We start from the raw sequence: 26,094 nt of genomic DNA on the forward strand, positions 1-26,094 counted from the left end.
CCAGTTTGATAATGAATTGGCACTTTGAAGTTACGGAGTTCTTAAATTATTTAGCTTCTGTTGGTGCAAATATTGAGTTGCTTTGTGGTTTCTCGTTTCGGTTAGCTTTAGCGATTAAGAACAAGCCGACGATAGGAACCACAACGGCTGCGAACGGAATCATGCCTGCGCCTAGTTGGCTGTCGAGTACCATGCCGCCAAGGAATCCACCAAAGGCATTGGCTAAGTTAAACGCTGAGATATTCGCAGTTGCTGCTAGCTCTTGCCCTTCGCCACCGTGGTTCATTACTCGAAGTTGCATGGCAGGGACGTTCGCAAATGATGCAATACCAAAGACAAATGTAGCTGCAACGAAGAGGATTTTGTTGTCTACCACAAGGCCAACCACCACCAATGACACGATCATTGCGACAGCCCAAAACATTGAAGCTTTGCCTAGGTTTTTATCTGAAGAGCGTCCGCCCAAGGTGTTACCGATGATTAAGCCAACACCCACTATCACTAAGATCCAAGTCACTGATTCTTGACTGTAACCTGTGATGTGCATGGCGATTGGCGCAAGGTAGCCGTAAAGCGTCATGAAGCCAGACCAAGCAAAAGCGGTGATTGCTAAGCTGATCAGCAACATTGGATTTTTGAACGCTAACAGCTGAGTTTTGATGTCTTTCGCTTCACTGTGACCAGTCGATTTAATTGAAGTCAGAATGGCAAGCATCGCGATAGTGCCAAGTGCTGCCACGGTAAAGAAAGTGGTGTGCCAGCCGAATTGTAAGCTGACCCATGTACCCGCTGGAACGCCAAGAACGTTAGCGAGTGTTAAGCCTGCGAACATCTGGCCAACAGCACGACCTGCCATTTTTTCAGACACTAAGTTGGTTGCAACAACCGCACCGATACCATAAAAAGGGCCTTGCACTAAGCCTGCGATAACGCGGCTTGCAAGTAGAAGTGGGTAGCTAGGAGCAAGGGCTGATAAGACATTACCGATGATGAACAGTGCCATTAAGCCAATCAGCACCATCTTCTTGTTAAAGCGAGCAAGGTAGATGGTTAAGATCGGTCCACCGATAACGATAGCCAACGCGTAGGCACTGATAAGGTAGCCAGCTTGACCTTCTGTGATTGAAAGTGATGTGGCGATCTGTGGAAGAATGCCTGCGATAACAAACTCAGCCGTGCCGATTGCAAATGCAGCGAGTGTCAGTATCCAAACTTGGAATGGAATCTTTTCTTTATGGATAGTTTCTTGGTGGACGGTTTCTTGTTTCATGATGAGCTACCTATGTAAATTCTTGTTTGTTAGGACGTTGAGATACACGCCCTAACGATTGTTCTTTATGTCTTTGCTTCTTCGCTTCTTTGCGGAGTGTTAGCCGAGTAGAGCGCCGCCATCGATATCGATGATTGACCCTGTGACGTATGGGTTATTAATTGCGAACAGGTAACCCATGGCTATCTCTGAAGGCTCGCCAACCTTGCCTGCGGGTAGGTTGTTTTTGGCGTTGTCGTACATGCTTGTACGAGCGGAATCGTCCATGTTTTTGTAGGCTTCCGTCATGGTTAAACCCGGGCTAACGGCATTGACTCGAATGGGTGATAGCTCTTTCGCCAGTATTTTGGTTACGCTTTCTAGTGCGGCGTTGATGGCGGTTTTTACGTAAGTGCCTGCCACAACCTTGCGTGACAACATGCCAGTTGTGAACGTGATAGACCCGTTTGGTGTCATGTAACGAGCGGCATGTTTGGCTACGTTTAAGCTGCCCCAAAACTTAGTATCAAAAGCTGTCTTAGCGTCTGCGGTTGCTACGTCTGTTACTTTTCCTGCGGGAGCGGATGAGCCAGCCGTTACGATTAAGTGGTCAAACACGCCAATCGATTCGAAGTATTCACAAATCGACTTTTCATCGGTGATATCAACGCCGGTGTGTCGGCTGGCAATATGTACCGTGTTGTTCTCGTTTCTTAGTTGCATCGCTAGTGCTTTGCCGATACCTGATGTGCCACCAATGATGACGAAAGTGTGTTTCTCTTGTTTAGTCGATTCGTTAGTCATTCTCTGAATTCCTGCGTTGTTCTGTTGATGTTTGCCATTATATTTATTCGACTAAATTTGATAATTGGTTAAAATATAAATTCATTATTCGGTTGATCTGAATAGTGTGGCTGGGTATTCAAATCGAGCATTAAGATCGAGAAGTAAAACGAAGAGGTGGAAGCGAGAATCGTATGGATAAGTTTTCAGATATGGCGATGTTCGTGAGCATTGTTAAGCATCACGGGTTAGCTGCGGCTGGGCGAGAGTTAGGGCTTTCTCCTGCGACCATGACAGCAAGGCTGCAGGCGCTTGAAGAACGATATGGTGTGAAGTTGTTGAATCGAAGCACGCGTCATGTGTCTTTGACCGACTCTGGAGAGCTGTATCACAAGGCATGTTTGGAGATTTTAGACAACGTCAGTGAGGCCGAAAACCTGATTCAAAATGGTGTAAAAGAAGTCAAAGGCTCGCTAAAAATCGCCGCGCCGAAAGACATCGGAAAACAGTACATTCTTCCTATTCTTTCGGAGTTTTGCCAGCAGTATCCGGACGTTATTCCTTACCTGTATTTGAACGATAACCTCTCGAACATTGCTGAATCTGGCATGGATATCGTGGTCCGTTATGGTGAACTGGTCGACAGCAGTTTGATATCCAGACGCTTATCACCAAGCCGACGTGTGTTGTGCGCTTCTCCTGAATATCTTGCTAAACATGGAACACCGTTAACACCACAAGATTTGGTCGAACACGACTGTTTAGCCATGCTGCGTAGCAATGAAGAGCTCAAGACATGGCACTTCCAAGACAATGATATGAAGAAGTCGGTGACGGTTGTGCCGAAGCGATTTTCAGACGATGGCGAAGTGATTCGCTACTGGGCATTAAAAGGTGAGGGCATTGCGCTTAAATCGGTGCTGGATGTGCAAGACGACATCAATAACCAACGCCTTGTGACTCTGCTTAATGGCTACATGAAAAACTTCAATACCGCGATGTCGGTGTCGAGTGCCGACTTGAATGTGGTCTACATCAGCAAGAAATATCAGCCGAAGCGTATCCGACTGTTTTTGGATTTTCTGTTTGAGCGCTTTGGCGATTACGTCAGCTCGAGTCGTTAATTTCCGAGTTAAACAAGTAAAAGAAATACAACGATGGCAACCGCTAACGCCCTTGGGATAAAAGTATCTTTGTCTATCATGGGCACCTCTTATCGTGCCTCAAATGAATGAGGCACGGGTTATTTATTGGGGTTAACGAAGGTGTAGGTAGAACGGAGAGAAGGTATCAATCACATCAACCAAACGTTGAAGTTGCTTGATATCGCCCTTGGTTGCTTTCGCTGTTGATTCTTCAACATTGATGTCTTTGACTAAGAACAAGTGAACAAGGTCTTGTTTTGACATATCGACGGTGAGATCGGCGTTCTCAGAGCTAAAACCATTGTCGACAGCCATTGTGCGGTTAGACACGTTGACAAGGTATGGGCTTCCATCCACAACAAGGTTGATGACGTGCGTCTCGTTGGTGTTCAATTGCTCGGCTATTAGGCGAGTTGGAATCAGTGACATCACATCATCGGTTGGTGCCTCAACGAACTTGCTGGCATCGCCAAAAAAGTTCATTGTATCGAGTACGCCATCTAGTTCTCCGCGAAGCTCTGCTGCACCTGTGAGTGCCCAGTGACGCCAACCCGGGGTCGATTGTTCCCAACCCCAACGCTCTAGCGCAACGGCTTTTTGTCCACGAGCATACATATCGTTGTGATCGACTCGGATAACATGCGTTAGGATCTGCATCGCTTCACCGTACTGTTGTTTCTCGATCATGCGATCCGCAGCCTTTCTAATGGCGTCTGAGCCACCCATCATATCAACGTAAAGTTGCGCCATGTCTTTGTGTGCAGGCTTCGCAAGCTCACTGGCATCACCATTGAACCAACCAACATTACCCGCATAGATATTGGCAACATTTTGATATTCTGAGCCACGCAACGGGCGAAGGTAATCGTGATCTTTGAGTTCTTCAGGCAGACGGATACTGTCCGAAAGCTCATGCATGGTATAGCCTTTGTTGATATGGCGAACCGTTTGATCTTGCATGTAGCGCAGTGAATCCGCGTAGGCTTTCATTACATCTTCAACACGCTCTTGGCTTACTGCAGAACGGCCGTGGTGTAGGGAAAGCGTTTTTGGCTGATAGCGGCGCATACGGTCTATAGAGTCTGCCCATTCAAGGCCGTCACGGTACTCGGTACCACGAATGGTGTAGAGGTTTGGAATGGTTTCACCTTGAATGGTATCGCCACCGACCATGTCTCCCGTTTCATGTACATAGAGTGCAACACCATCTGGCGCTTCTCCTGGGGTGTGGAAAAACTCCAATGTAAGGCCATCTACCTTCATGATCATCAGATCGTCGACTAAGATATTTGGCGCGAAGAAGGATTTGTTTTGTGATTGCATCACGATGTCTGCTGGGTAGCCAACACCTTGGTTTACCCCTTTATCGTAGTCATTGTTATGAGGGATAAAGGCACCAAATGCATACGCGGTTCGAATCGACTGTTGATTAAGATAAATGCCAGACTCTTCATTCATTTTCTTCTGGAAATCAACATGAGCGATGACATTAATTTTGCCAGATTCGAAGTCTTCACGCGTTGCTAGCCCCTCGGTGCCTGCCCATTGATCTGGGTGGTGGTGAGTATAGAAAATCGTATGAACCTCACGTTCGTCTCCAGTTGCGTCACGGTAAGCCGACAGCATGGCTTCACCGGTTTCAGCCGTTGAACCAGCGTCGATAATGATCAGTCCTTTGTCACCCTGAAGGAAGGTGATCGAAGCTCCCTCAAAGCCAAATGCGTTGTACATGCGGTCTGATAGCTTAAAGATCACAGGGTTGGTCATTGCTTCTTCCATCGCTGCTAACTCTGGATGAATTTTGCCTTCTTGCAGCGCCTTTTCCATGTTTTCTTTGTTGTATTCCGGCGTGAATAGAGGTTCACCTCGCCAGATTATTTCTGGGAATGACCCCGCTAGTTTTGTCGAGGCATTTTCAGATAAAGGGAAGTAACTTTGCTGCTCAGCAGACATGGTTGGAGAGAGAAACTCAATGCCATTAGCAAACGGGTCATAGTTATTAGAAAGCACAACATCGTACTCGCTCATATCGAATGAGTGGTCATGGTCGCCGTGAGTTAAACGCTCTGATGCGTGATGAGAGTGAGCCATCACATTGCAAGACGCTAAGATTGAGAGAGCAATAATGGTTTTTTTCATAGTGTTACCCTGGTTCTGTATTTCGTATGAATCAGACTCAGAATCCATCCTGTTTCGTCGTTCTTCAAAAGTTGAAGGATACGAGGGTGTGTAATAGGCCTCGTTGATGACGATATCTTAGGCAGTTTTTAAGCGGCGAACCATTGGGTAGTAACTATAAAACACATAGATTTTTTCTATGTAATTTGGTTTATTTTGCCTTTATTTACGAATTATCATTGCTTGCATAGTTTTTGTTTATTTCTTGGAAGGTGGCGTTAGATGCTTTTTGATGTGTTCTCGAACTTGAGCATGTCGCTGATCTTGAATACTGCGTTTGTGATAAATCATTTTCATTTCGTAGTTACGCAACGCAAATGGCGGTTCGAGGACTTTTAGCCCTAGCTCTTCTGCTAAATTAAACATGGACTCACTGACAATGCACACCGCGTCAGAGTTACGAGCGTTCAGCAGTAGATTCGATTGACCGGAAACTTCTCGAACCACGTTACGCTCAAATGCTTCTTCAGTTCGGGTTTCTAGTGCGCTTACATTTTTGTCTTTTAGGCGCAGCATGATGTGCTCGGCGTTTTTGAACTGCTCAAGGGAGATGGTATCGCCAATCGTTGGGTGGTCTTTACGACACGCAAGTGCGAGCTTTTGGGAGCCGATCGATTCGACAATAAAGGAGTGATCAGTAACAGAGATGTCGTCGACAACAATATCCACCTCTCCGGTTCTTAGTTTGTCCAAAATGCTGTATTCGATGGCGGGAGTTTCAACAAAGTAGACGCCTTCATAGCCAGGGAGTGCTTGCATGATCACTTCTGGGCAGCAGATTTTTAGCTTTCTCTCTTCTTCAAATACTGAGTCGAGCCGACCTAATATTTCTCGGCATTGCTCAGCAAGATAATGCGCATCTTCTGTCGGCTGAATTGAACGACTGGTGCGATAAAACATGATCTTTCCGCTCTGCTCTTCAAAGTTTTTTATCGCGGCGGTCATTGATGGCTGAGTCATATTCATATGTTCTGCTGCCTTAGAAATACTCTTGAAGTCATAGGCTGCGAGAAAGTGTTTAATCAGATTGAGATTCATATAGGTGTGCCCTGTAGAAAGAGATTAAATAGTTTGAATACGACTCAGTGATCGTTGTGTCGATGATGGTAGAGTCAGTGGTGCCGAGATTTAGCTTAAATTATGTGTTGAGAACATGCGCTATATATTTGTTGGAAAACACATTTTTTTACCAAAATAACAAATCAGGATATGATGGGCAAAAAGTAACCAGTAACCAGTAACTAGAACAAGGAGTGCTCATGAAACAGGTCGGAGATACGGTTATCAAACCTTTTCATAAGGCAACCTGCCATTGTGGTGCGGTTGAATTAGAGCTCAGCTTACCTAACGGGATAGAAAAACCACGTCGTTGTGATTGTTCTATCTGCCGTCGTAGAGGGGCAATTGTGGGTTCTTTGGCGTTGGATGGTATTAAGATTTTGAAAGGCGCTGAGCATCTTAAGCTTTATCAATTCAATACCAACACCGCGAAGCATTACTTCTGCTCAAACTGCGGTATCTATACCCATCACCAACGCCGCTCAAGCCCAAATGAATACGGTTTTAACATCGGTTGTTTGGAAGGGGTAAACCCGTTTGATATTGGTGATGTGGTGACCAATGATGGCGTTAATCATCCTGCTGACCGCTAAGTCGTTACACAATATAAAAGGAATTAATTATGTCTGAATATGGAGCGGTCATTCGCTGGCAAAAAGTGGAAGATGAAGCCTTTAGCGACAACCAATACAGTCGCGCTCATACGTGGGAGTTCGATGGTGGTATCACTGTACCTGCTTCGTCTTCTCCTCATGTTGTGCCACTGCCGTTTTCGGTGGAAGCGAATGTCGACCCAGAAGAAGCGTTTATCGCGGCGCTTTCTAGCTGCCATATGCTGACGTTTTTGGGCATTGCTGCAAAGCAGAAGTACGTGATCGACTCTTATGTGGATGATGCGATTGGTGTGCTGGAAGAAGATGAATCAGGCCGCTCGTCTATCACTAAGGTGACTCTGCGACCTGATATTGTGTTCTTAGGCACTAAGAAGCCAACTGCCAAACAGCTCGACAAACTGCATCATTTAGCGCACAAAAACTGCTTTATCGCGAACTCGGTCAAGACTGAGATTGTGGTAGAAACTAAAGCGTAAACAACACACGTTAACATCGAAAAACCGCGAGGCTGCTTAGTGCATCACTGGCGGTTTTTTTATGTCTGTGTAATCCTACGTACGGTTTTATTGAGTGACAGTTAGAAAGTACTGAGAGATAGGTAGCGATCTCTTGAATGGTTGGAATAGATTGGTTAGCAGAGAGTTATGTTTAGCGTCCCACTGAATAGTTTTGTACATCGTGTGAGTGATAAAAGCCAAGTGATGGCGCATGCTGCAGAATGTGGATGTCAGTTGAAACGAGTTCGTCGTTCGCGTAATTGGCTTTTGGTCGCTCAAGAGCATCAACTCGTTGAATTTAAAACGATGTTAACTCACGAAAAAGACGATTGGATAGCAATCGCTATCGACAAAGTGCTGCCTAAACCGGTGGTGTGTTTGGCATCTCTGTTGGCCGCGACACCTTCAATGACCGTCGCTCAATTGGTGATGGAATCTGGATGTTCAATGGCAGAAGCAAGGCGTGCCATTGATGAACATGAAGGGCTGTAGGCGTATTCGAATTGTGTGAAAAGAGAATCGCGAGCAGCAAAAAGCCCGTAACGATATTACGTTTTTCAGCGCAATATCGTTACGGGCTTTATCATCTGTGCTTGTGCTGCTTAAGCTAAGCCATGTGGCTTATAAAGCGTTTACTCGATTAAGAGTTAGCTACTTTTACACGAATCGTGTTGCTGCCAAGCTTTGACAAGTTCAGCTTGTTTAGTGCCGCTTTAGCTTCTTCGTGCTCTGGCATTTCAACAAATGCAAAGCCTTTAGATTCGCCAGTTTCTTGGTCTAAAACTAGGCTGCACTCTTTTACTGAGCCGAACTCAGAAAATAGAACACGGATGTCTTGCTCTGCAGTAGAGCGCGATAGGTTACGAACTAGAAGTTTCATAATAAACCTTGAATATGAATTTACGCTGAGCATTGTCGCACACTTTCGTGCTCACCCTCACAAATAATTAGCGGAATAGCTCGGTTTACCTGTTCGCTGCTCTCATTAGCCGTTAACCGCGGTTTATCGTGATATCTGACACATATCCATGCTCGGTACTGGTTAACGCCTGCTGCAGCATTTGAGCGGCTTCTTGTGCACTCATAAAGCTTGAGGTGTTCATGTCTTTACCGCTGGTATTCCAGAACTCGGTTGCCATCCCGCCGGGGTAAACTGCAACGATCTTCATCGGGTGACCTTTGAGTTCCAACCTGACCGATTCAATAAAGCCCTTAACGGCCCATTTGGCTGCGCAGTAAGTAGACTCTTCTGCTTTAGCGCCTTGAGCCGCGGTCGACATCACAACAGCAATGGTGACGGGTTGTTCTTTGTAGCGTTGAACAAGCTCGCGAATCAAAAAGATCGAAGACTCGATGTTGTTTTTCAGCATGTCGCTGATGGCGGCGGGATCTTGTTGTTCAATTTTACCGAAGTACCCACTGCCTGCGCTATGAACCACCAGCTTTGGTGTTTCAGGCAATGCATCCAATAACTCGCTCACTGATTGTGGATCACACAAGTCACAGGCTTGGCTAACAGTATTCGCTGGCAGGCTTTTTGCTAATTCAGCTAAACGTTGGGAGCTGCGGCCAGTGATCATTAAGCGCTGACGGCTGTTCGATGTGTTCGCATATTGCTTGGCTAAAGCTGCGCCTAAACCGCTGCTTGATCCGGTGATTAAAATCATGGTGACTCGGAATTGTTGAATTGAATCGAGATAGTAAGGCTTTGAATACCTGTTTGCTGAGATCTAAGACCAAGATGCAGAGATCCATGAGTAAGATCGATAAAACAGAGGTTTGAGAAAGTCGTAGGAAGATAGGAAGATAGGAAGATAACAAGAAAAGCAGAAAGGAAAAAATGCCTAAAGGTAAAGCGCGTAAAGGTAAAAGCGCCGGCATAGAGCCAGCGCTTTTGAAATCAGATTACTCTTCGTCGAACTGTTTGGTCGTGAATGAGTCTTCGATTCTGTTGAGTTCTTCTTGATCTTTCACTCGCTGTTCTTCTTGGCGAATGACTTTTGCTTCATTGAAGCGTTTCTTTTCCGACTTAGTCAGAAATTTTACAGCTTTCTTGTTGGTCAGTGCGTAAGCAACTACGTCTTCGCCTTTTTCTCTGCGGTCGTTTACACGTTGTGAGAAACGTTCATTGTCGCGAGCTTTACGCTCCGCTGAGGTCAACTTGCTCATGCTTTAAAGCCTTTTCAATTATTCATGGTAGGGAATCTACGCTTAGCGAAACAATGGGGAAGTGCTCTGAATTGGTGGAACTGTGTATCACATCCGCTCAACTGAGTTTAGCCCATTTGTATGCTGGTGGCGCATCTTAGCACAAAGGCTTGAGCATACAGGTATGCTATTCGAGAGATTAAACAGAACAACCCACAATTTTCTGTTGTGGGTTGAGATTGCATTGTGGGCTGAGATTGTTTGCGGGCTGAGATTATATGGTGGGCTGAAAGTGTCTTTTGGGGTAACGGTTACCGTTGATGAAAATGGGAACAGGAAAGAGTGGTTAAATTAAATCTTCTCGATATATAAGATCACTTCGCCTACTTTAAAACCAAATTTAGACATCTCAGTTTTGTTGAACAAGCGTTTGTCGTCCATCAAGAACATCCAGTCGTCTAGCACCACTTCATAGGTGCTGCCGTCGACTTCTATTTCTAAGTCGTATTTCCAATACAGAGCAGAACCTAGAGTCTCGCCATAAGCGGTACCGACTACATCATTAGCTGTGCCCGAATAGGTGTTTTCGCCGGTTTTTAACAGGTTCCAAACACGTGTTGAGCGCTCGCCATCAGCAAAAGAGAACCACTCTTTGATTTCTCCTTTGTCACCGTCCCAAGTCGCGACAAGCTTAGCGTCAAAACGGCGTAGTAGATTACCAGAACGGTCTAGTACCATGCCGTATGCCATTAGCTCGCCGTTGAAAAAGGTTTCAAGCTTGAGCTCTGGCGTAGTGTCTACGTGGTTTTCTAAACTTGCAGAGCCACAACCCGCTAGCCAAGTGAGTGAAAACAGTGCCAAAGCAAATTTTATTATTGTTGTTTTTGGATTCATTTGTTCAAACCTAATAGTTGTTTGCGTAGACCGGGCTCAGATGTGTTTTCAGATAACCAAATCGCGAGAAAGGCTTCACCAAATTGCTTGTCTTGGATGGTGCCGATGGGTTGCTCATCGAAATAGAAGCGACTTACGTTGTCTTCAGCAACTCGGATAGTCAGCGTGCTGCCTTCCTCAACGTTGGGCCACATTGCGTACAAAGGCTTCAACCAACGTTGGATATTGTTGTTGGAGTAACCAAGTTTGCTCCACTGGTCTTTGGTTGCGTCTACAAGGTCTTTGCTGTCAATTGCTCGGTAGTACTCAAGTTTCAAAGCACGCTCAGAGTTAGATGGAGTGGTGTAAAACTCTGCAGAATACAAAGTCCAAAACAAGTAACTCATTTCTCCTTGGCCACGCTTGTTTAAATCATCGACAGCAGAAGCTTTGGCAGTCCCGGTAAATAGGAGTGCTGCGCAAATGAGGGTTAGGGTGACTAAGCTAAATAGTCGGTTTCTTGATTGCTCGCTTGTTTGAGTGCGAACGCGACTAACATCGCTCTCAGATTTGAACGCTTGCGTAGGGTTGCGTGGAAAAGCCATAAGTCACCTCGTTGTTGCTATTTTGGGTTGTATTAAGTTGGAGTAAGCGGCCACCAGTAAGGGCAACAAAATCCCCCAACTTATTGCAAGGGCAGCTAACACCGATGCGTCTGGCCAAGTAGTCAGAAGGGCTCCTGCTTTGATGCCTCCCCAATAACTACTAGTACCTGCTACGAACCCTATGACAAACAAGATCACTTTCGAGCATTTTAAAAGCCAATTTAGGCTGTGGTTAAAACTGATTAAGAACATGATCCACAGGCAGACTAGCCACACTGGGAACCAAGATTGATTTGCAATTTCAGAGTCGACGGCAAACACGCCGAAGTGAAGTAAGAGGCTATCAAGCAACAGCCCCAATGGTAATAAAATGAGTATTTTCAGATCGCTACTGCGAGTAGGGGAGAGAAGGAAGTGAACGACCACAATCAGTGGCGCCACGAACGGGGCTTGCGCGGTAAAGAACGCGCTGCAAACCCAGGTCGCTTGAAACAGAACGAGATTAATAATCCAAAACCGTTTCATCTTTTGCTCCAAAGTAACGAGGTTTTCTAGCAACTAAGTGATGAGTACTGATCACGCGCTCTTTGAATGCACCTTCACAGTAGCAGAAGTAGAAGATCCACAAGCGCTTAAACTCTTCTGAATAGCCGAGAGAATCTAACTCTTCCCAACTGTTTTCAAAGGCAACATTCCAATCATTAAGCGTTCGAGCGTAGTGCAGGCCAATGTCATCAATTTCTTGAACCACAAGATCTGTACTGGTCGCAAGGTGTTGGGTCATCACTGAGACCGAAGGTAGGCAACCGCCTGGGAAAATGTACTTCTGAATAAAGTCGACGCCTTTGCGGTATTTGTCATAACGACTGTCGGCAATGGTAATTGCTTGAATCAGCATTTTGCCTGATGGTTTCAACAGAGAAGAACATTTCTCAAAGAAGGTCTGGAGATATTCATGGCCGACCGCCTCAATCATCTCGATAGAAACCAACTTGTCATACTCACCAGTGAGGTTGCGATAATCTTGTTTAAGCAGGGTGATTTTGTCGGTTAAGCCAAGCGCTTTTACTCTCTGTTCTGCAAGCGCGTGTTGAGCATCTGAGATTGTGGTAGTGGTGACATGGCATCCGTAGTGTTGCGCCATGAATATAGCTAAGCCACCCCAGCCTGTGCCTATCTCGACCACGTTATCTTTCTCTGACAGCTCTAATCGCTCACAGATGGTTTTCATTTTGTTTTGCTGAGCTTTGGATAGGGTTTCTGCTTCTTCGCTGTAGATAGCGGAAGAGTATTGCATCGAGCTGTCTAGGAAGCGCTCGTACAGTTCGTTGCCAATATCGTAGTGCGCAAGAATATTACGTTTAGAGCCTTGCTCGGTGTTAGCATTCTTACGACGCAGCAATAGATTTTTGATGCGAGAAATCCATTGCGTTTTATCGTCAAGCTCGTCGAGTTGAGATTGATTTCGAGCCATGATTTGAATCACTTTGGTGAGATCTGGGCTTGTCCATTTTCCATCAATGTAGGCCTCAGATGCGCCAATACTGCCGTCAATCACGACATCTCTAAAAAAGGTTGCATCGTGAATCACGATTCGACCTTTCAAGTCGGCTTCTCGATCGCCGAACACCGAATGCTGGTCGCGCTCAATAATCTCAAGCGTCGCGAATTGCAGGCTTTCTAGAACCTTAAAGATTAAAGCTCGATATTTACAGTTGCTTGAAACAGCAACGGCTTTAGCTTGTTGTTCAATGTTGTTGTTTTGTTTGGCAAGCTGTTCCATGTAAACCTCGCTGATAACTCATTCTAATATTTTGTGCCAACTAAGCTGGGTTGTGCCCCTTAGTTGGAGCGAACCCAAGCTTGGGTCGAGTTCTATTATTTAGTTGCTGTGAAGACACTTAAGATGTTGAGTCTGGATGCCCCACAAACGGTACTTTTTTCAGGAATAATTTGAGAGCCTGATAATAAATTCCCATCACGACTTTGATCGTCATCGCCGGAATCTTAAATACCGTTCGTCTAATGTTTGTCTTGGTTACTGACTGTTTCGTCAAGGCCAGTGTCGCATCGAAAAGCTTGTCGTCTCGGCGGCTTTCAATGTGGACCAAGGTGCGTTTCGCTGGTGGCTTAATCTTCCAAAAATAAGTCATATTCAAATCCATGAACGGCGAAACGTGAAACTCTTTCTTAACCTTTAATTCTTGGTGCATGTCGATCAGGTAGTAGTGTCTTTCTCGCCAAGGCGTGTTACTCACTTCAGCCAACATGTACTTACAATCTCCTGTTTCGTCGTAACAGAAGAAACAGTTGATTGGGCTGAAATAGATACCTAAACAGCGGCACTGAGCCAGCATCGTCACACGGTTTGAATCAGACCAAACCCCACCAAGTTTTTGCACTTTGGAAGCTATACGTTGTTTAAGTGATTTTGGTTCATCCGTGGTGGCATTTTCTTTTTTTTCAGCGAGATAATCCGATTCGACAAAGCGAATTGGGTTGTACCATCGAGTTCCGAACAGCGCACTACGCGCTGTGGTTTGGGGCAGTTCATCAAGATCTAACCCCATCATATACAGCTGATAGCTGAACTCATGAGTGATGTCGCCAAAGCGGCGGTGTCTGACGTTGCCCCAATAGATCCCGCTGAGCTCTTCACTCTTTTCGGATGCGATCTCCATTTCGGATGTCAGGGTTTGACTGTTCATAGCGCTGAACTCGTACTCAAATCTAAACCGAAGCGTTTGGTCACATCGAGTGCACTGTGGACACCGTCTTCATGGAACCCGTTATACCAGTATGCGCCGGCGAAGTGAGTCTGGTTTTTGCCACAGATCTGTTCGCGCTTGTGCTGAGCCTCTACTGTGTTCGAGTTAAGTACCGGGTGATGATAAACAAAGCTGCGAATGATTTTTTCTGGGTCGATGGCTTCGCTCTGATTCAAGGTGACGCAGAAGGTGTCCTGGCTTTCGATGCCTTGCAGAATGTTCATGTTGTAAGTCACACAAGCAGGTCGTTTACTGTCGCCATCCAACATGTAGTTCCAACTTGCCCATGCAAGCTTTCTGTCTGGTAACAATCGGGTATCAGTGTGCAGAACCACTTCATTGCGGCTGTATGGGATCTCGCCCAGTACCTGCTTCTCTTGCTCTGTTGCATCGCCGAGTAAACGTAACGCTTGGTCTGAGTGACAAGCAAAGATTACTTCGTCGAAGTCTTGTGTGCCGCCATCTTCAAATTCAATCGTGACTCCCGCTTCATGGCGAGTGACTTGTTTGATTGATGTGTTCAAAGCGACGGATTTGTTCAAGCGTGAAAGGATGATTTCAACGTAAGAGCGCGACCCTTTAGGAATTACATACCATTGTGGACGGTTCGCGATGTCGAGTAGCCCGTGGTTGTAGAAGAATTGAATGAAGAATTTAAGCTCAAATTCTTCCATTTCCTCTAAGCTTGTCGACCAAATTGCTGCGCCCATCGGTAGGATATAGTGCTGGCTGAAAAAATCGGAAAATTGATTATCGCGTAGGAAACTGCCAAGGGTAACGTCTGGTGTGAATTCATTGCTTTCAAACTGAGCCTTACACAGTTTGTTGAACTTGAGAATGTCTGACACTAAAGACCAGAACTGAGGTTTGAAAATATTGCTTCGCTGAGCAAACAACGAATTAATGCTGTGACCGTTGTACTCAAACTTAGTGGTGGTGTTGTGGACGCTGAAACTCATCTCGGTAGGTTGCCTTTCAACACCGAGTTGTACGAGTAGCTGATTGAAGTTTGGGTAGGTTCGATCGTTGAATACGATGAAACCTGTATCTATCGAAAACGCCGAGCCTTGATGTTCAATATCAACGGTCGCGGTGTGCCCCCCAACGTAATCATTCTTTTCGAATACTGTTACGTCGTGGTGCTTATCTAATATATGCGCGCAAGTGAGTCCAGAGATGCCTGAACCAATAATGGCGATTTTCTTCATTGTTATACCATCCTTGAAGCGAGTTTTTGCCAAACTGGAGTTGGAAGCATTCTTAGTAGCTTCATCAACATGATGAATCGTCTTGGGAAATCGATTTCACTCTTTCCTTGAGCGATACCATTTACGATTCGCTGAGTTGCGGCCTCACTACTAATAATCATAGGCATAGAGAACGTATTTCGCTCGGTTAATGGCGTTTCAACAAAGCCTGGGTGCACAATTGAGACATGAATGTTGTGCGTTGCCAGATCAACCGAAAGTGTTCTGCCTAAGTAGGTGAGGGCTGCCTTTGAAGCGCCATAAGCCTCGGCTCTTGGCAAAGGTAAAAAGCTGGCGCTGGAGCTTACTAAAACCAAACGGCCGCCCGGCTTAATGTTTTTTAGCCAAGCCTTAAGGGCGTAGCCAATTGAAATCAGGTTTATGTTGATGACGCGCTCGAAAAGCTCAGCATCAAAATTCACTGGGTCGTTGATGTATTCACAATCACCCGCATTTAAAATCAGCAGATCGAGCGGCTTGTCTTGGTCGAGCTCTGGGAAGTTGTGGTAATCGGTCAGATCGAAACAGAGCGGCGTAATGGATGAATGCGCGATGTCTGTCTCGTGAGAATCAACCAAGGCTTGCAGCTTGTCTGGGTTACGGCCACAAGCAATCACCTGATGCCCTTGTTGAGCGTAATCGATAGCGAGTGATTGGCCGATACCTGAGGTCGCGCCTGTGATCATAATACGCATTATTGGCTCGCTCTCTTTTTGATGGATTTGATGGCGCAGCCCAGAACTGGAATGTGTTCATACAACATAGAGCCGACATCAAGATAGTCTCTGTGATAGACCACTTGACCGTCGAGCATCTTAAGGTGGCTGTGTCCTTGCACTTCGATTGGCTTTTGCCCATTTAATTGCTTGTGAGCAAACTGCATCGTCCAGTAAACAGAAGCTTCGTCGTTCGCTTCGAAAGTGTGTTCGATATGAAAGTAACAGCTCGTTACCTGGGTGTAGAGGTTCTCGAAGTAGTGGGTAAGCGCCGAAATACCGCTGACATGATGCAGCGGATCTTGGAATTCAATATCAGGGTGATAAACCGTCTTAAGCACGTCGAAATTGTCGGTTCCGAGTTCTCGATACATGTTGAGAAAGTTATCAAGCCATAGAGAGTTATCCATAATATTCACTCTAATTATTTGAAGAAGGCTAAGGCTCTCAATCGTGCTTCTTTGTGCTCAACGATGGGTTGCCAGTATTCGCTGTCTATTCCGTTTTTAGCGATAAAGTCATGTGGGAAATGAACATGTTTATCTGGGATATTTTGCAGCTCTGGTATGTACTTACGAATAAAAATTCCTTTTGGATCAAACTTTTCACTCTGAGTGATTGGATTGAAAATTCGAAAGTAGGGTTGAGCATCACAGCCAGTACTTGAGGCCCACTGCCAGCCACCATTATTCGCGCTGAAATCACCATCGATAAGGTGCGACATAAAGAAACGCTCACCCCAACGCCAATCGATCAGCAGGTGCTTGGTTAGGAAGCTTGCCACCACCATTCTTAGCCTGTTGTGCATCCAGCCTGTCTCAACTAATTGACGCATTGCTGCATCAACCAATGGATATCCGGTTTTTCCTTCGCACCACGCCTTGAAGCTAGGGTTGTCGTGATACCAATCTAAGCCGTTGTATTTTTGTTGGAAGTTCGCACCTTTAACCAGTTTAGGATGATGGAACATCAAGTGCTTATAAAAATCTCGCCAAATCAATTCATTAAGCCAAGAAAAGGCTGGAAGTTGTGTATCAAACAACAAATCGGGTTGTTGCTGAATCAACTGAATCGCTAACCATCGTGGACTCACAGCGCCAATCGCCAAGTAAGGAGAAAGTCCAGATGTTCCCTTCACCGATGGAATATCTCGAAGGCGAGAATAGTCGTTAACTTTATTGGCTAAGAAATTGGGGATCACGCTCTCAAGCACGTCTTGGCTTAGTGGCCAACGCTCTGAATCGGTACGCGGAAAGTCGAAATCGTACTCGCCAGAAAAACCACTTAACGATTGTTTCAGTTGTGATGGATTCTGAAGCGAATCCGTTTCAGATGAACCTGCTTGCGCTGATCCTGTTGAATGCACTGGAGCGTGGCTGCAAATGATGCCTTTCGCTTGCACTTCTTTTAACCATGCGTTTTTGAAAGGTGTGAAAACCTTGAACATCTCACCTTGTTTATTCAGCACGCTACCTAATGGCAGAATCGTATCGCAGTCGGTTATTTTCAGATTTATACCAGTAGCGATTAAGCGTTTGTCACGTAACTGCTCGTCTACTTCAGGCTCAGAATTTGCGTAAACACACGTCGCATCAAGCTGTTTGTATAGATGAGTGAGTTGTACGGCTTGGTCGTCAAAATCGCGGGCTTTGAGGTGTAAAAGATCTATCCCGAACTCAGCGAGTTGGGATTCAAGTTGCTGCAGGTGACGATAGATTAAATCGGCTTTGATTGGCGCAAGGTGGTGTTGCTGCCATTGCTGTGGCGTTGAAATAAAAACGGCGATAGAGACGCCGTTTTCAACTGCAGAGACGATCGCTGGGTTATCGTGAATCCTCAGGTCTCGTCTTATCCATAGAATGTCGCTCAATATCCGTATCTCAGCTTAAGTTCTTGTGGGTGCGGGTTTAGGTAAACCTGTGATTCAAGGTACTCGTTTGGATATTCCATCAAGTAGTGGTTAATCAGTGTTAGTGGAACTAACAGAGGAACAAGACCTTCTCTGAATGATGAAATCTGATTGGTAAGCTCTTGCTTGTGCGCGCTACTCAATTGTTTCTTAAAGTAACCTTGCAAATGATGCAGAGTATTGGCGTGGCTACCACGGTTCGCGTGGTGAGATAATGCCGTCATCAAGCCTTCAATATATTGTTTTGCCAACTCATCGATTTCAAGATCGTTGCTTGCTAATAATTTCCCAAGTTTCTTATAGCCTTCAATGTGGTGACACATTACTAAGTACTTGTGAGCGCTGTGGAATTGAATCAGCTTGTGTTTAGTTACGCCTTCGTCAACAAGGTTGAGCCACTTCTGATAAGTGAAGACACGTGTCATGAAGTTTTCGCGTAAAATAGGGTCATTGAGGCGACCATTCTCTTCAACTGGAAGTAATGGGTTGCCTTCCATCACTTGTTTGGTGAACATGCCTACGCCTGTCGATTCAGAGCCGCGACCGTGGTGGTGGTACACTTTTACTCTTTCCATACCGCAGGTTGGGCTTTTTTGACACACAATGAATCCTGCGATGTGCTGGTTGCTCTTTGAATAGTTTTGTCCAAACTCGATCAGATCATTGGTCACATCACCAGAACCGTCAGGTCTAGAAACGTGAATGATATTGTCTTGCTGACGAACTTGGCGAATGGTTGGGCGAGGTGTTGGAAGACCCACTGCCATTTCTGGGCATACTGGTTCTAGTTCAACATAATCTGCAAGGTCATCTGTACAAAAACGAGAGCGTTTGTGACCTGTATCGAAACGTACCTTATGTCCTGCAACACAAGCACTAATGCCTATTTTAATTTTCTTTTCCATTGGCCAACTCCTTTGCTCTTGCTTTGAGCTATTTATTATATTTCAACATTGCTAATCGTACTTACAGAGCCGGGTGTGTTTTAAGTCTCAACACCGTTGATGTTTTAAGCCAGATGTATTTGACGATATACAGGATAACTTCATGCCATCCTGTATATTTATAGCGTGCAACTGGGTTAATAGATATATTTACCGAGTGGATTGAATAACTGGCTCACACCTTTTGTGAAGTAAAGCGCATCACTTGAAACAGTTAAACACACACAACCTTCTTTGGTGGCTGGTTGGTGAGTGTGGTCACCATCTAACCAGATGAAGTCGCCTTTGTTGTAGACGCCCATTTCATCTTCGAAACTGCCTTCTAAAAGAAGCGTAATCTCAAAGCCTTTGTGGGTGTGGCAAGGCACTTGTCCATCTTTGTCGATGTGCAGCAAGCTGGTGTGGTGTGCTTCGTCATCAAAATCGAGGCGCGCTCGCGAAATTTTGCCTAAGTTCATCCAGTCTTTTCTCGCCACTGAGTTCAACGCGCGAGGAATAGTGAACGTGGTGTCTGCAACCGTAACTTGCTGAACTTCGGGTGTCACTTCGATAACTTGAGATGAATCAGCAGTGATTTGAGCAATCGCATCAAAATCAAACTCCCCATCATCGGATAGGAACGCATCCATTTCGCTGTCAGAAAGTTGAAGCCCTGAGGTATCACTTTCAAAGGCAGATGTATCGCTTTCAAAGACTGAGTCAGCAGCTTGCGCCGTCAGCATGCTTACTTGTTGTTGGCAGTGTTCACACAGTTCTACATGGCTAGAGACAATCAAAGAAACTGAGTCTGCGAGTGTGCCATCGACAAAATCTTTCAAAATTGCGGCATTTGGGTGATGTTTAATCATGATCTTGTTCCCCCATGTGAACCTTAAGTTTAGCTAAAGCGAGTCTTAGACGTGATTTCACGGTTCCAAGTGGGACGCCAAGTTGTTGAGCGAGTTGCTCTTGTGACAACTCCTGAAAGTAAACGCCTTTGACAATCGTTTTCTGAGCCAAAGGCAACTTCTCTATTTGAGTCATTACATGGCGGCTCATCAAGTGATCACCAAACGGTAATTCATCGCTTTGAGATTCCGCGACCATTGCATCTATTGGCCAAATGTCGTCAGCGATGGTTTGCTCTGCTTTAGCTTTTACCTTACGTAGCATGTCGAAAGCAGCGTTTCGCATCACGGTGTAGACCCAAGTAGTCCCAGCGCCTTTCTCTTCGTTGTAGAGATGCGCTTTCTTCCAAACGTTAGTCATCGTGTCTTGGACTAGCTCGTTTGCAGCAGCTTCGCTGCCCAACTTGCTGATTCCAAAACGCTTGATCTTAGGTGCGAAGAACTTGAACAAACAGGTGAAGGCTTGTTTGTCTCGGTCTGAACCAACCAAAATCAACCAGCTTGAGAGCTCTGTAGGTACCTTATTTTCATTAGGTAGTTTGTTGTCGGGGATAATGACATGCTCCTTGCCGTTCCCTGAACTTCTGCTTTCGACTTGCATAGTACTTAACCATCATGCGAATTTGAGTGGCACTACGTGAAAGGAGAAGGTCGGGATCACTTTAATTTAAATTAATTTCCACTATACAAAATTATAGTGAAGAAAAGTGCTTATTGCCCCGTAATGATTTGATTCAAAAAAGGAACTAAAGAAGGAAAGCTAGCGGGTTCGGTAAATTCTGTTTTCTTTTCCAATGGGATAGGCATCATTTCGAGTAATCGCGCACAGATCCATCGTGGACTTTCGAAGTCTGGAGTGGGGTAGAGCGTTCTGATTGAATCGTGGTCTCGAAACAGCTGTACTAAGAATGCAGTAAATACGTTCGGTACTTTGCATTCTAGATCTGGCCAATGAGGTAACAACTTGAACTGGCTTTTTATCAGGTCATCGTCGTCTCGAAATGATCCGTGAAGCTGAACCAGTTGTTGGCCCTCGACATCGATTTCCAAAATTTGGTCGTCAGACATGTTGAAATCAACGATGGACACTTTGGTTCCCCAAGAACTGAGATGTTCAGAGTTGGTGCTGTCTTGGGTGGCAATAATGAACCCATCTCCTTGGGCCGCATGTGCAACCATAGCAAGATATTTTGGTTCAAAGATGCGTAGCCTCTGGCGACCTCCGGGCAGAAGGAATATCGGAAGGGGAAATACGGCGAGCTCGAGAGAAGACTCTATGAATGTCTCTGGTTCGGCGTCTGTCCGTGTGGTCTGGCTCGATGAATTCGGCACATAGCACTCCTTAGTTCAAATGTAATTTGAGAAGATATACGCGGAGTCGGTGGTGTTCGATCAATTGATTGTGGCTGTAGTTATTGGGTGATGAGCTACAGACACGAGCCAAAGCAGATGATTTTTTGTTGCACATGCTCATAAATTCATTGTTTTTACCTTCTTTCATACGCGTCATTAGGTAATATATGTACGAATAGTAAGCGGATGGGTAGTCGCCAGACGATGCTTCTATCTAACCTTCTTCTTTACCTGACATCGCATCAAAGGAATGGTCATGATTGTTATATATGGTATCAAAGAGTGCTTGAATCCAATTAAGTTGCAGCTCTCTAATGTGTTGCAACAGTGCTTAAACAGTGAAATGGGTTTACCCGATGACAAGCGAGCGCATCGATTTGTGCCATTGGAGCGAGATGATTTCTTTTATCCAGAAGGAAGAACAGAAGCCTATACCGTTATAGAGATCAATATGATGGAAGGTCGAGCGGTCAATACCAAGAAGCGCTTAATTAAGAAGATATTTTCTGAGATAGAGAAGCAGTTAGCTATCTCTCCTATTGATATCGAAATAACCATCAAGGAACAGCCTGCACACTGTTGGGGATTTCGAGGCATGACCGGTGATGAAGCGCAAGACCTGAAGTATAAAGTGAAGGTTTAAGGTCTCTGGTTTAAGGCCTCAGATATATTCCACTTCAAACATTGGATTTAAAGATTACTGAGAGCGGCTTTAGAAAAACACTAAGCCGCTTGTTATTGAAGAAGACCAATAGAGAAAGTTATACCATTAGCTCTCGTCGTTCTCTTTTAGGTAACGGTGCCAGTTGGCATTGATGACATCAAAGTGCTCCACACAGAACTCTCTCCTATCTTTCAAATAGTCGTTCTCCACTTCATTGAGCAAGTTATTGTAGGCATCAGGATCGCTGCCATACACCAAGCATAACGTGGAGAAGTAACGCTGTAGATCAAAGCTGTGCTCATCAATGTATTCACCCAAGTCGTAATACTCAGGGCGGTCTTCTGACTCGAAAGCGAACATGTCAGCTGCGCTGATTGCGGCATCACCTCCATGTTCTACATAGTTAAGTAAAAGCACTGTCGCGAGGTTATCAACGGCATCTTCCTCTTTGCCCAGTATGGCAATATTCTGGTCTTCGATATAAGCATGCCCAGCTTCGTGCAGTAGAGTATGAAGCAAGGTATCGATAGCACCAGTTTGCGCGGTCTTTCCATACTCTTTTTCGTATTGATTCTTTTCAAAGTAATTAAGCGACTCAGAGTAGAAGCTATACGGGATAAGCACTTGATGCGTTTGTGGATCGTAGAGTGGACCTTCTTCCCCGCCGTATTGAATGGTTAATGGCTTTTCAAACATGAAGAGTTGGTTTGACAGGTCAATCACAGTGTCATTGACGCCACTGTTTTGAATTTCACGTTTGAGCTGCTCTTCTTCAGTATTTTGTGGTGAAGAGAACTCAACGATCAGGTTATTTTGGGTTGTTTGTTCACTAGATGCATAAGTGGCGGCAAACACTGAGCTAAGGGCTAGGCTGTAGATCAGTGTTCGTTTCAATAATGTCATCGGCTATCCTTGTGATTATGCTGCGATTCAGGCTCGGTGTTAAGGTGATCCCCCTAAGTCATGTAACTCAAGTTACGCGATCCAAGTTATGTACCTTACGCTGTTTAAGCCGTTTAAGTTAATTGAGTTAATTACGGTGGTTAGATTACAAGTTTAGACTGAATTTTGAAGCATCGAGGACAGCAATTTTTGAAGTCGACACTCGCTGATTAATGAGTGACCCGCTTTGAGGTTCGGCTACAAAGAATTGGCGAGCTGAATGACCAGCGTTGATGTGATTCGTTTCTGTTGGTAATTGATAGATAAATTTCGGTTCAAGTGAACCCTTGTGCTATACTCCGCGCCCCAATCCGAATTGGCTTGTTAAATCTTAGGAAATTATTATGAGTGTTAAAAACGAACTTCAACAAATTAACAACCGTCTAGACAAATGTCGCAACAAGTTAGCGGCTGCTAAAACTCGTAATGATCGTCCTGTTGTTCGTCAATTTGAAGACGAGATTAAGAAGCTAACCAAGAAAATTGCTCAGTTGAAACACAAAGAAAGCTTCGATGTAAATCAAGAGCGTAAGTCTTTGGTTGATATGCCATTTAGCCGTGAGATTACAAAAGCTGAGCAAGCGGATATGGGTAAACTTAAGAAGTCTGTAAAAGGGCTCGTAATTGTTCACCCAATGACGAAGATCGGCAAAGAGCTTCGCATTGAGGTTATGACTGGTTACGCACCGAAAAAATTCTAATTACCAGTGATGGTGATGAAAGAGGAGCTAGTAATAGCTCCTTTTTGCTTTTTTAGGTATTAAAAAAGCAGAGTCAGCGGCAAGGATACTCACGCCGTTATCAACTTTTTGGAGGTGATTGTTGTCACAAATCCTTTTATCTCCTATAAAAGTTAACGTGTCACTAACATGGCACTAAGTGAACGCAGTAATGTGTTCGCTTTTCGAATCTACAATTTCTCTCCAGTTTGTATAAATATAGGTAGAGCAGCACAGATAATTACAGATAAAACTAGACTCATTAAGGAAGATGAGAACGTAAAAAAATAGAGGTTATATGAATCAATTAATTTCAATTGGACCACTAGAATCCTTCCTAATCGCGATTAGTGTTTTGTTTCTAGGTCATTTCGTCAATGCAAAGCTTCCGGTTCTCAAAAAGTACAATATTCCAGAGCCCATTGTCGGCGGCTTGATTGTCGCTTTTGCTATTACAGCCCTGCACTTTAACGGCCTTGATCTTGAGTTTTCCTTGCCCCTGCAGAACACGTTTATGTTGATGTTCTTTGCAACGGTCGGCCTTGCGGCTAACTACACGCAGCTGATAAAAGGTGGTGCTAAGGTATTCCTATTCTTAGGGGTGGCTTCGGTTTACATCATTATCCAAAACGGTGTAGGCGTAACACTTGCGACGGCACTAGGCCTTGAACCCTTAATGGGTTTGATTGCTGGATCTATCACGCTTTCGGGTGGTCACGGCACGGGCGCAGCTTGGTCTCAAACTTTTTCAGACACGTTTGGCATTGCCAATACTCTAGAAATCGCGATGGCTTCAGCGACGTTTGGTTTGATTATCGGTGGTATTATCGGTAGCCCAGTAGCACAAAAGCTGATTGATAAAAATCAGCTTGAATCTGAGTACGGCACTGGCACACAAACCCACGAGCGTTTTCCTGAACTTGTTACTTACAACGAGTATGAAGAAGACAAAGTAACAGCGAAGAAGGTGATTGAAGTATTGTTCATTCTTCTTATCTGTATCTCGGGGGCGAAATACCTAGAAGAGTGGGTGGCGACTTTTGAAATTTCTTGGTTGATGATTCCTGACTTCGTTTACGCGTTGTTTATCGGTGTGTTCATCACTAATGTTTTTGAAGTGACTAAGCTGCATAAAACCGACAGTGAAACGGTCGATATTCTTGGTACGGTGTCATTGTCACTGTTCCTAGCGATGGCGCTAATGAGCCTTAAGCTTTGGAATATCTTTGACCTTGCGATTCCGTTCTTGGTTATCCTTGCGGTTCAGGCTGTGGTGTTGGGTATCTTCTCTTACTTTGTGACGTTCAAAGTAATGGGTTCTAACTACGACGCAGCGGTTATGGCGGGTGGTCACTGTGGTTTCGGCCTAGGTGCAACACCAACAGCGGTAATGAACATGGGTTCTTTGGTGAACCGATTCGGTCCGTCGCCACAAGCCTTCATGGTTGTGCCAATCGTTGGTGCCTTCTTTATCGATATCGTTAACCTGATCATCCTTCAAGGTTACATATCGTTTATCGGTTAATGTTCGCCTGTGCTTAAATGCGATGAGCTAATCGCACTAAGATGAATACAAGAAAGCCAGTCTGTTGACTGGCTTTTTTTGTATTAGCGCCTCTAGAACTTATGCGGGTGAGCTTGCTTGTAGCTCTTTAAGAAGAGGGAACGCGGCTTTGGTGTGTTCTCCAGTGACAATGAATCCAACCAACTGATCATCTTCATTGAAGCCTTTAGCGACAATACCTTTCGGGTCGAATCGAGTTTCCCAGCTCTGAGCAGTGTGAATATCGCGCCCTGCGAGCTGAATAGGATAACTCGGTGTTTTCACCTTGGTGATCATATGAGGCAAGCTGAGCTTCCCTTCGCCCACTTTGATGTCTCCTTTATCCTTAGTCAGCTGCTTCGCCAACACGTTTGCCGACAAAATGGCTGGCTGCAAATAGGCCATTACACGTCCTTCAATTTCAGCGCAATCACCAATCGCATACACATTGTTAGCACTGGTTTTCAGGGTGTCATCGACCACAACGCCTCTGTTTACTTCTATTCCCGCTTGCGTGGCTAACTGCGCGTTTGGTCTTAGCCCTGCTGCGGCAATCACGATATCTGCTCGTATTAGCCGAGAAGAGGTGGTTTGTAGCCTAACTCCATCAGACAGGTAAGTCGCTCGGCAAATCGCAGAGTCGGTTTCGACGGTAACCCCCGCTTTTGTCAGTTCCCTTTCCAACTCAAGCGAAACGAAAGGTGGCACAAGGCTATTCAACAGATAACTTGCAGGTTCGATAATCGTGACATCTTTGCCCGCAGTTTGAAGGTCGAATGCGAGCTCTACCCCAATCAAGCCTCCCCCCATTACGGTGATGCGTTGAGCGTCATCGATCTGAGCTTTGTGTTTCTCGAACTCTTCCAAACTATTTAACGTAATGGTCGCGCTGCGTTTAAGCCCTTCCGCTGGTGGTATAAAAGGCGTCGCGCCCGTTGCTAATACCAACTTCGAATAATGGATAGTTTGTCCATCAACACGAACACACTGCTGCTTGGTATCGATTTCGCTGACTAAAGCCTTGGTTTTGACGACTACGTTGTACTGCTCTGCTAATTGCTGAGCGTTATTAACGGCTAAGGCTTGTGGTGTTTGAGCCTGGCTGAATACGTGTGAAAGATTCGGCTTACTGTACTCAACTCCCGCATCTGCCGTGATCATGGTTATCGCGATATCTTGGTCAATTTTACGTACCATCTTTATGGTTTGTAGGGCGGCGAAACCACCACCCACAATCACAATGTTCGACAT

Annotated in this window: 29 protein-coding genes; 7 read left to right on the top strand and 22 right to left on the bottom strand. The window is 45.1% G+C overall.

Annotated elements, in window-relative coordinates; translation table 11 throughout:
* Positions 1-46: 46 nt before the first annotated feature.
* Both AACT19_RS02590 and AACT19_RS02595 read right to left on the bottom strand, forming a co-directional pair.
* Positions 47-1,270, bottom strand: coding sequence for an MFS transporter (locus tag AACT19_RS02590; protein ID WP_076645045.1), 1,224 nt, complete (start codon positions 1,268-1,270; stop codon positions 47-49).
* 99 nt (positions 1,271-1,369) lie between these two features.
* The gene (locus AACT19_RS02595; protein ID WP_009846068.1) at positions 1,370-2,053 is read right to left on the bottom strand and encodes an SDR family oxidoreductase; all 684 of its coding nucleotides are present in this window, start codon (positions 2,051-2,053) and stop codon (positions 1,370-1,372) included.
* 173 nt (positions 2,054-2,226) lie between these two features.
* Between AACT19_RS02595 and AACT19_RS02600 the strand changes: the two genes are divergently transcribed.
* Entirely contained in the window at positions 2,227-3,156 is a 930-nt protein-coding gene (locus tag AACT19_RS02600) for a LysR family transcriptional regulator (protein ID WP_017090035.1), read from the top strand.
* A gap of 132 nt (positions 3,157-3,288) precedes the next feature.
* Here AACT19_RS02600 and AACT19_RS02605 read toward each other — a convergent pair whose 3' ends face one another.
* Together AACT19_RS02605 and AACT19_RS02610 are read right to left on the bottom strand one after the other, a co-directional pair.
* On the bottom strand, positions 3,289-5,316 hold the full coding sequence (locus AACT19_RS02605) for an alkyl sulfatase dimerization domain-containing protein (protein WP_237296603.1): 2,028 nt from the start codon (positions 5,314-5,316) through the stop codon (positions 3,289-3,291).
* A 237-nt stretch (positions 5,317-5,553) separates the two neighbouring features.
* On the bottom strand, positions 5,554-6,393 hold the full coding sequence (locus tag AACT19_RS02610; RefSeq protein ID WP_009846071.1) for a LysR family transcriptional regulator: 840 nt from the start codon (positions 6,391-6,393) through the stop codon (positions 5,554-5,556).
* A gap of 221 nt (positions 6,394-6,614) precedes the next feature.
* Between AACT19_RS02610 and AACT19_RS02615 the strand changes: the two genes are divergently transcribed.
* From AACT19_RS02615 to AACT19_RS02625, 3 genes are all read left to right on the top strand, one after another.
* Positions 6,615-7,007, top strand: a complete 393-nt coding sequence (locus AACT19_RS02615) for a GFA family protein (protein WP_076645047.1) — start codon at positions 6,615-6,617, stop codon at positions 7,005-7,007.
* Between the two features lie 29 nt (positions 7,008-7,036).
* Entirely contained in the window at positions 7,037-7,504 is a 468-nt protein-coding gene (locus AACT19_RS02620; RefSeq protein ID WP_076645049.1) for an OsmC family protein, read from the top strand.
* Positions 7,505-7,672: 168 nt separating this feature from the next.
* Positions 7,673-8,017 carry a ribosome recycling factor family protein gene (locus AACT19_RS02625; RefSeq protein ID WP_076645051.1) on the top strand — a complete coding sequence of 115 codons (345 nt, stop codon included), beginning with the start codon at positions 7,673-7,675 and terminating at the stop codon, positions 8,015-8,017.
* Between the two features lie 148 nt (positions 8,018-8,165).
* Here the strand turns inward: AACT19_RS02625 and AACT19_RS02630 are convergent, their stop codons facing one another.
* From AACT19_RS02630 to AACT19_RS02705, 16 genes are all read right to left on the bottom strand, one after another.
* The gene (locus AACT19_RS02630; RefSeq protein WP_017084996.1) at positions 8,166-8,405 is read right to left on the bottom strand and encodes an RNA recognition motif domain-containing protein; all 240 of its coding nucleotides are present in this window, start codon (positions 8,403-8,405) and stop codon (positions 8,166-8,168) included.
* Positions 8,406-8,517: 112 nt separating this feature from the next.
* Positions 8,518-9,192, bottom strand: a complete 675-nt coding sequence (locus AACT19_RS02635; RefSeq protein WP_076645053.1) for an SDR family NAD(P)-dependent oxidoreductase — start codon at positions 9,190-9,192, stop codon at positions 8,518-8,520.
* Positions 9,193-9,430: 238 nt separating this feature from the next.
* Positions 9,431-9,694, bottom strand: a complete 264-nt coding sequence (locus AACT19_RS02640; protein ID WP_004732701.1) for a hypothetical protein — start codon at positions 9,692-9,694, stop codon at positions 9,431-9,433.
* A gap of 330 nt (positions 9,695-10,024) precedes the next feature.
* Positions 10,025-10,567, bottom strand: a complete 543-nt coding sequence (locus AACT19_RS02645; protein WP_017077073.1) for a DUF3833 domain-containing protein — start codon at positions 10,565-10,567, stop codon at positions 10,025-10,027.
* Complete coding sequence (locus AACT19_RS02650) at positions 10,564-11,151, bottom strand: chalcone isomerase family protein (RefSeq protein WP_076645055.1); 588 nt, start codon at positions 11,149-11,151, stop codon at positions 10,564-10,566. The genes AACT19_RS02645 and AACT19_RS02650 overlap by 4 nt, the downstream gene beginning before the upstream one ends.
* A 3-nt stretch (positions 11,152-11,154) precedes the next feature.
* On the bottom strand, positions 11,155-11,676 hold the full coding sequence (locus AACT19_RS02655) for a DUF2878 domain-containing protein (protein WP_076645057.1): 522 nt from the start codon (positions 11,674-11,676) through the stop codon (positions 11,155-11,157).
* Complete coding sequence (locus AACT19_RS02660) at positions 11,654-12,934, bottom strand: SAM-dependent methyltransferase (protein ID WP_076645059.1); 1,281 nt, start codon at positions 12,932-12,934, stop codon at positions 11,654-11,656. The genes AACT19_RS02655 and AACT19_RS02660 overlap by 23 nt, the downstream gene beginning before the upstream one ends.
* Before the next feature lie 118 nt (positions 12,935-13,052).
* On the bottom strand, positions 13,053-13,859 hold the full coding sequence (locus AACT19_RS02665) for a DUF1365 domain-containing protein (protein ID WP_065206478.1): 807 nt from the start codon (positions 13,857-13,859) through the stop codon (positions 13,053-13,055).
* Positions 13,856-15,127 carry an NAD(P)/FAD-dependent oxidoreductase gene (locus AACT19_RS02670; RefSeq protein WP_076645061.1) on the bottom strand — a complete coding sequence of 424 codons (1,272 nt, stop codon included), beginning with the start codon at positions 15,125-15,127 and terminating at the stop codon, positions 13,856-13,858. The genes AACT19_RS02665 and AACT19_RS02670 overlap by 4 nt, the downstream gene beginning before the upstream one ends.
* Positions 15,128-15,129: 2 nt before the next feature.
* Positions 15,130-15,861, bottom strand: a complete 732-nt coding sequence (locus AACT19_RS02675) for an SDR family NAD(P)-dependent oxidoreductase (protein ID WP_076645063.1) — start codon at positions 15,859-15,861, stop codon at positions 15,130-15,132.
* Positions 15,861-16,292 (bottom strand): nuclear transport factor 2 family protein, encoded by a 432-nt coding sequence (locus tag AACT19_RS02680; protein WP_065583941.1) that lies wholly within the window; start codon positions 16,290-16,292, stop codon positions 15,861-15,863. Before AACT19_RS02680 ends, AACT19_RS02675 begins: the two co-directional genes overlap by 1 nt.
* Before the next feature lie 14 nt (positions 16,293-16,306).
* A complete protein-coding gene (phrB, locus tag AACT19_RS02685) occupies positions 16,307-17,752 on the bottom strand; it encodes a deoxyribodipyrimidine photo-lyase (RefSeq protein ID WP_076645065.1) in 1,446 nt (481 codons plus the stop codon).
* Positions 17,749-18,696: a YbgA family protein gene (locus AACT19_RS02690; RefSeq protein ID WP_017094205.1), complete on the bottom strand. Its 948-nt coding sequence runs from the start codon at positions 18,694-18,696 to the stop codon at positions 17,749-17,751. The genes phrB and AACT19_RS02690 overlap by 4 nt, the downstream gene beginning before the upstream one ends.
* Positions 18,697-18,872: 176 nt before the next feature.
* Positions 18,873-19,583, bottom strand: coding sequence for a ChrR family anti-sigma-E factor (locus tag AACT19_RS02695; RefSeq protein WP_076645068.1), 711 nt, complete (start codon positions 19,581-19,583; stop codon positions 18,873-18,875).
* Positions 19,576-20,223 (bottom strand): sigma-70 family RNA polymerase sigma factor, encoded by a 648-nt coding sequence (locus AACT19_RS02700; RefSeq protein WP_017077063.1) that lies wholly within the window; start codon positions 20,221-20,223, stop codon positions 19,576-19,578. The genes AACT19_RS02695 and AACT19_RS02700 overlap by 8 nt, the downstream gene beginning before the upstream one ends.
* Before the next feature lie 110 nt (positions 20,224-20,333).
* Positions 20,334-20,954 carry an LON peptidase substrate-binding domain-containing protein gene (locus AACT19_RS02705; protein ID WP_076645070.1) on the bottom strand — a complete coding sequence of 207 codons (621 nt, stop codon included), beginning with the start codon at positions 20,952-20,954 and terminating at the stop codon, positions 20,334-20,336.
* A 277-nt stretch (positions 20,955-21,231) separates the two neighbouring features.
* Between AACT19_RS02705 and AACT19_RS02710 the strand changes: the two genes are divergently transcribed.
* Complete coding sequence (locus AACT19_RS02710; RefSeq protein WP_004732720.1) at positions 21,232-21,618, top strand: tautomerase family protein; 387 nt, start codon at positions 21,232-21,234, stop codon at positions 21,616-21,618.
* A 126-nt stretch (positions 21,619-21,744) separates the two neighbouring features.
* On the opposite strand, the gene AACT19_RS02715 is transcribed toward AACT19_RS02710, so the two are convergent.
* Positions 21,745-22,542 carry a DUF4344 domain-containing metallopeptidase gene (locus tag AACT19_RS02715; RefSeq protein WP_076645072.1) on the bottom strand — a complete coding sequence of 266 codons (798 nt, stop codon included), beginning with the start codon at positions 22,540-22,542 and terminating at the stop codon, positions 21,745-21,747.
* A 383-nt stretch (positions 22,543-22,925) separates the two neighbouring features.
* Between AACT19_RS02715 and AACT19_RS02720 the strand changes: the two genes are divergently transcribed.
* Both AACT19_RS02720 and gltS read left to right on the top strand, forming a co-directional pair.
* A complete protein-coding gene (locus tag AACT19_RS02720; protein WP_004732722.1) occupies positions 22,926-23,282 on the top strand; it encodes a YibL family ribosome-associated protein in 357 nt (118 codons plus the stop codon).
* Positions 23,283-23,598: 316 nt separating this feature from the next.
* The gene (gltS, locus tag AACT19_RS02725) at positions 23,599-24,825 is read left to right on the top strand and encodes a sodium/glutamate symporter (RefSeq protein WP_004732723.1); all 1,227 of its coding nucleotides are present in this window, start codon (positions 23,599-23,601) and stop codon (positions 24,823-24,825) included.
* A 99-nt stretch (positions 24,826-24,924) separates the two neighbouring features.
* Here the strand turns inward: gltS and norW are convergent, their stop codons facing one another.
* Positions 24,925-26,094, bottom strand: a complete 1,170-nt coding sequence (norW, locus tag AACT19_RS02730) for an NADH:flavorubredoxin reductase NorW (RefSeq protein WP_076645074.1) — start codon at positions 26,092-26,094, stop codon at positions 24,925-24,927.

It is taken from the genome of Vibrio sp. 10N.222.47.A9, from assembly GCF_963872585.1.
In the GTDB taxonomy this organism is placed as follows: Bacteria; Pseudomonadota; Gammaproteobacteria; order Enterobacterales; family Vibrionaceae; genus Vibrio; species Vibrio splendidus.

Coding starts and splice junctions, on each gene's coding strand:
- AACT19_RS02590 (WP_076645045.1), bottom strand. CDS start 1,270: ATGAAACAAGAAACCGTCCACCAAGAAACTATCCATAAAGAAAAGATT.
- AACT19_RS02595 (WP_009846068.1), bottom strand. CDS start 2,053: ATGACTAACGAATCGACTAAACAAGAGAAACACACTTTCGTCATCATT.
- AACT19_RS02600 (WP_017090035.1), top strand. CDS start 2,227: ATGGATAAGTTTTCAGATATGGCGATGTTCGTGAGCATTGTTAAGCAT.
- AACT19_RS02605 (WP_237296603.1), bottom strand. CDS start 5,316: ATGAAAAAAACCATTATTGCTCTCTCAATCTTAGCGTCTTGCAATGTG.
- AACT19_RS02610 (WP_009846071.1), bottom strand. CDS start 6,393: ATGAATCTCAATCTGATTAAACACTTTCTCGCAGCCTATGACTTCAAG.
- AACT19_RS02615 (WP_076645047.1), top strand. CDS start 6,615: ATGAAACAGGTCGGAGATACGGTTATCAAACCTTTTCATAAGGCAACC.
- AACT19_RS02620 (WP_076645049.1), top strand. CDS start 7,037: ATGTCTGAATATGGAGCGGTCATTCGCTGGCAAAAAGTGGAAGATGAA.
- AACT19_RS02625 (WP_076645051.1), top strand. CDS start 7,673: ATGTTTAGCGTCCCACTGAATAGTTTTGTACATCGTGTGAGTGATAAA.
- AACT19_RS02630 (WP_017084996.1), bottom strand. CDS start 8,405: ATGAAACTTCTAGTTCGTAACCTATCGCGCTCTACTGCAGAGCAAGAC.
- AACT19_RS02635 (WP_076645053.1), bottom strand. CDS start 9,192: ATGATTTTAATCACCGGATCAAGCAGCGGTTTAGGCGCAGCTTTAGCC.
- AACT19_RS02640 (WP_004732701.1), bottom strand. CDS start 9,694: ATGAGCAAGTTGACCTCAGCGGAGCGTAAAGCTCGCGACAATGAACGT.
- AACT19_RS02645 (WP_017077073.1), bottom strand. CDS start 10,567: ATGAATCCAAAAACAACAATAATAAAATTTGCTTTGGCACTGTTTTCA.
- AACT19_RS02650 (WP_076645055.1), bottom strand. CDS start 11,151: ATGGCTTTTCCACGCAACCCTACGCAAGCGTTCAAATCTGAGAGCGAT.
- AACT19_RS02655 (WP_076645057.1), bottom strand. CDS start 11,676: ATGAAACGGTTTTGGATTATTAATCTCGTTCTGTTTCAAGCGACCTGG.
- AACT19_RS02660 (WP_076645059.1), bottom strand. CDS start 12,934: ATGGAACAGCTTGCCAAACAAAACAACAACATTGAACAACAAGCTAAA.
- AACT19_RS02665 (WP_065206478.1), bottom strand. CDS start 13,859: ATGAACAGTCAAACCCTGACATCCGAAATGGAGATCGCATCCGAAAAG.
- AACT19_RS02670 (WP_076645061.1), bottom strand. CDS start 15,127: ATGAAGAAAATCGCCATTATTGGTTCAGGCATCTCTGGACTCACTTGC.
- AACT19_RS02675 (WP_076645063.1), bottom strand. CDS start 15,861: ATGCGTATTATGATCACAGGCGCGACCTCAGGTATCGGCCAATCACTC.
- AACT19_RS02680 (WP_065583941.1), bottom strand. CDS start 16,292: ATGGATAACTCTCTATGGCTTGATAACTTTCTCAACATGTATCGAGAA.
- AACT19_RS02690 (WP_017094205.1), bottom strand. CDS start 18,696: ATGGAAAAGAAAATTAAAATAGGCATTAGTGCTTGTGTTGCAGGACAT.
- AACT19_RS02695 (WP_076645068.1), bottom strand. CDS start 19,583: ATGATTAAACATCACCCAAATGCCGCAATTTTGAAAGATTTTGTCGAT.
- AACT19_RS02700 (WP_017077063.1), bottom strand. CDS start 20,223: ATGCAAGTCGAAAGCAGAAGTTCAGGGAACGGCAAGGAGCATGTCATT.
- AACT19_RS02710 (WP_004732720.1), top strand. CDS start 21,232: ATGATTGTTATATATGGTATCAAAGAGTGCTTGAATCCAATTAAGTTG.
- AACT19_RS02715 (WP_076645072.1), bottom strand. CDS start 22,542: ATGACATTATTGAAACGAACACTGATCTACAGCCTAGCCCTTAGCTCA.
- AACT19_RS02720 (WP_004732722.1), top strand. CDS start 22,926: ATGAGTGTTAAAAACGAACTTCAACAAATTAACAACCGTCTAGACAAA.
- gltS (WP_004732723.1), top strand. CDS start 23,599: ATGAATCAATTAATTTCAATTGGACCACTAGAATCCTTCCTAATCGCG.
- norW (WP_076645074.1), bottom strand. CDS start 26,094: ATGTCGAACATTGTGATTGTGGGTGGTGGTTTCGCCGCCCTACAAACC.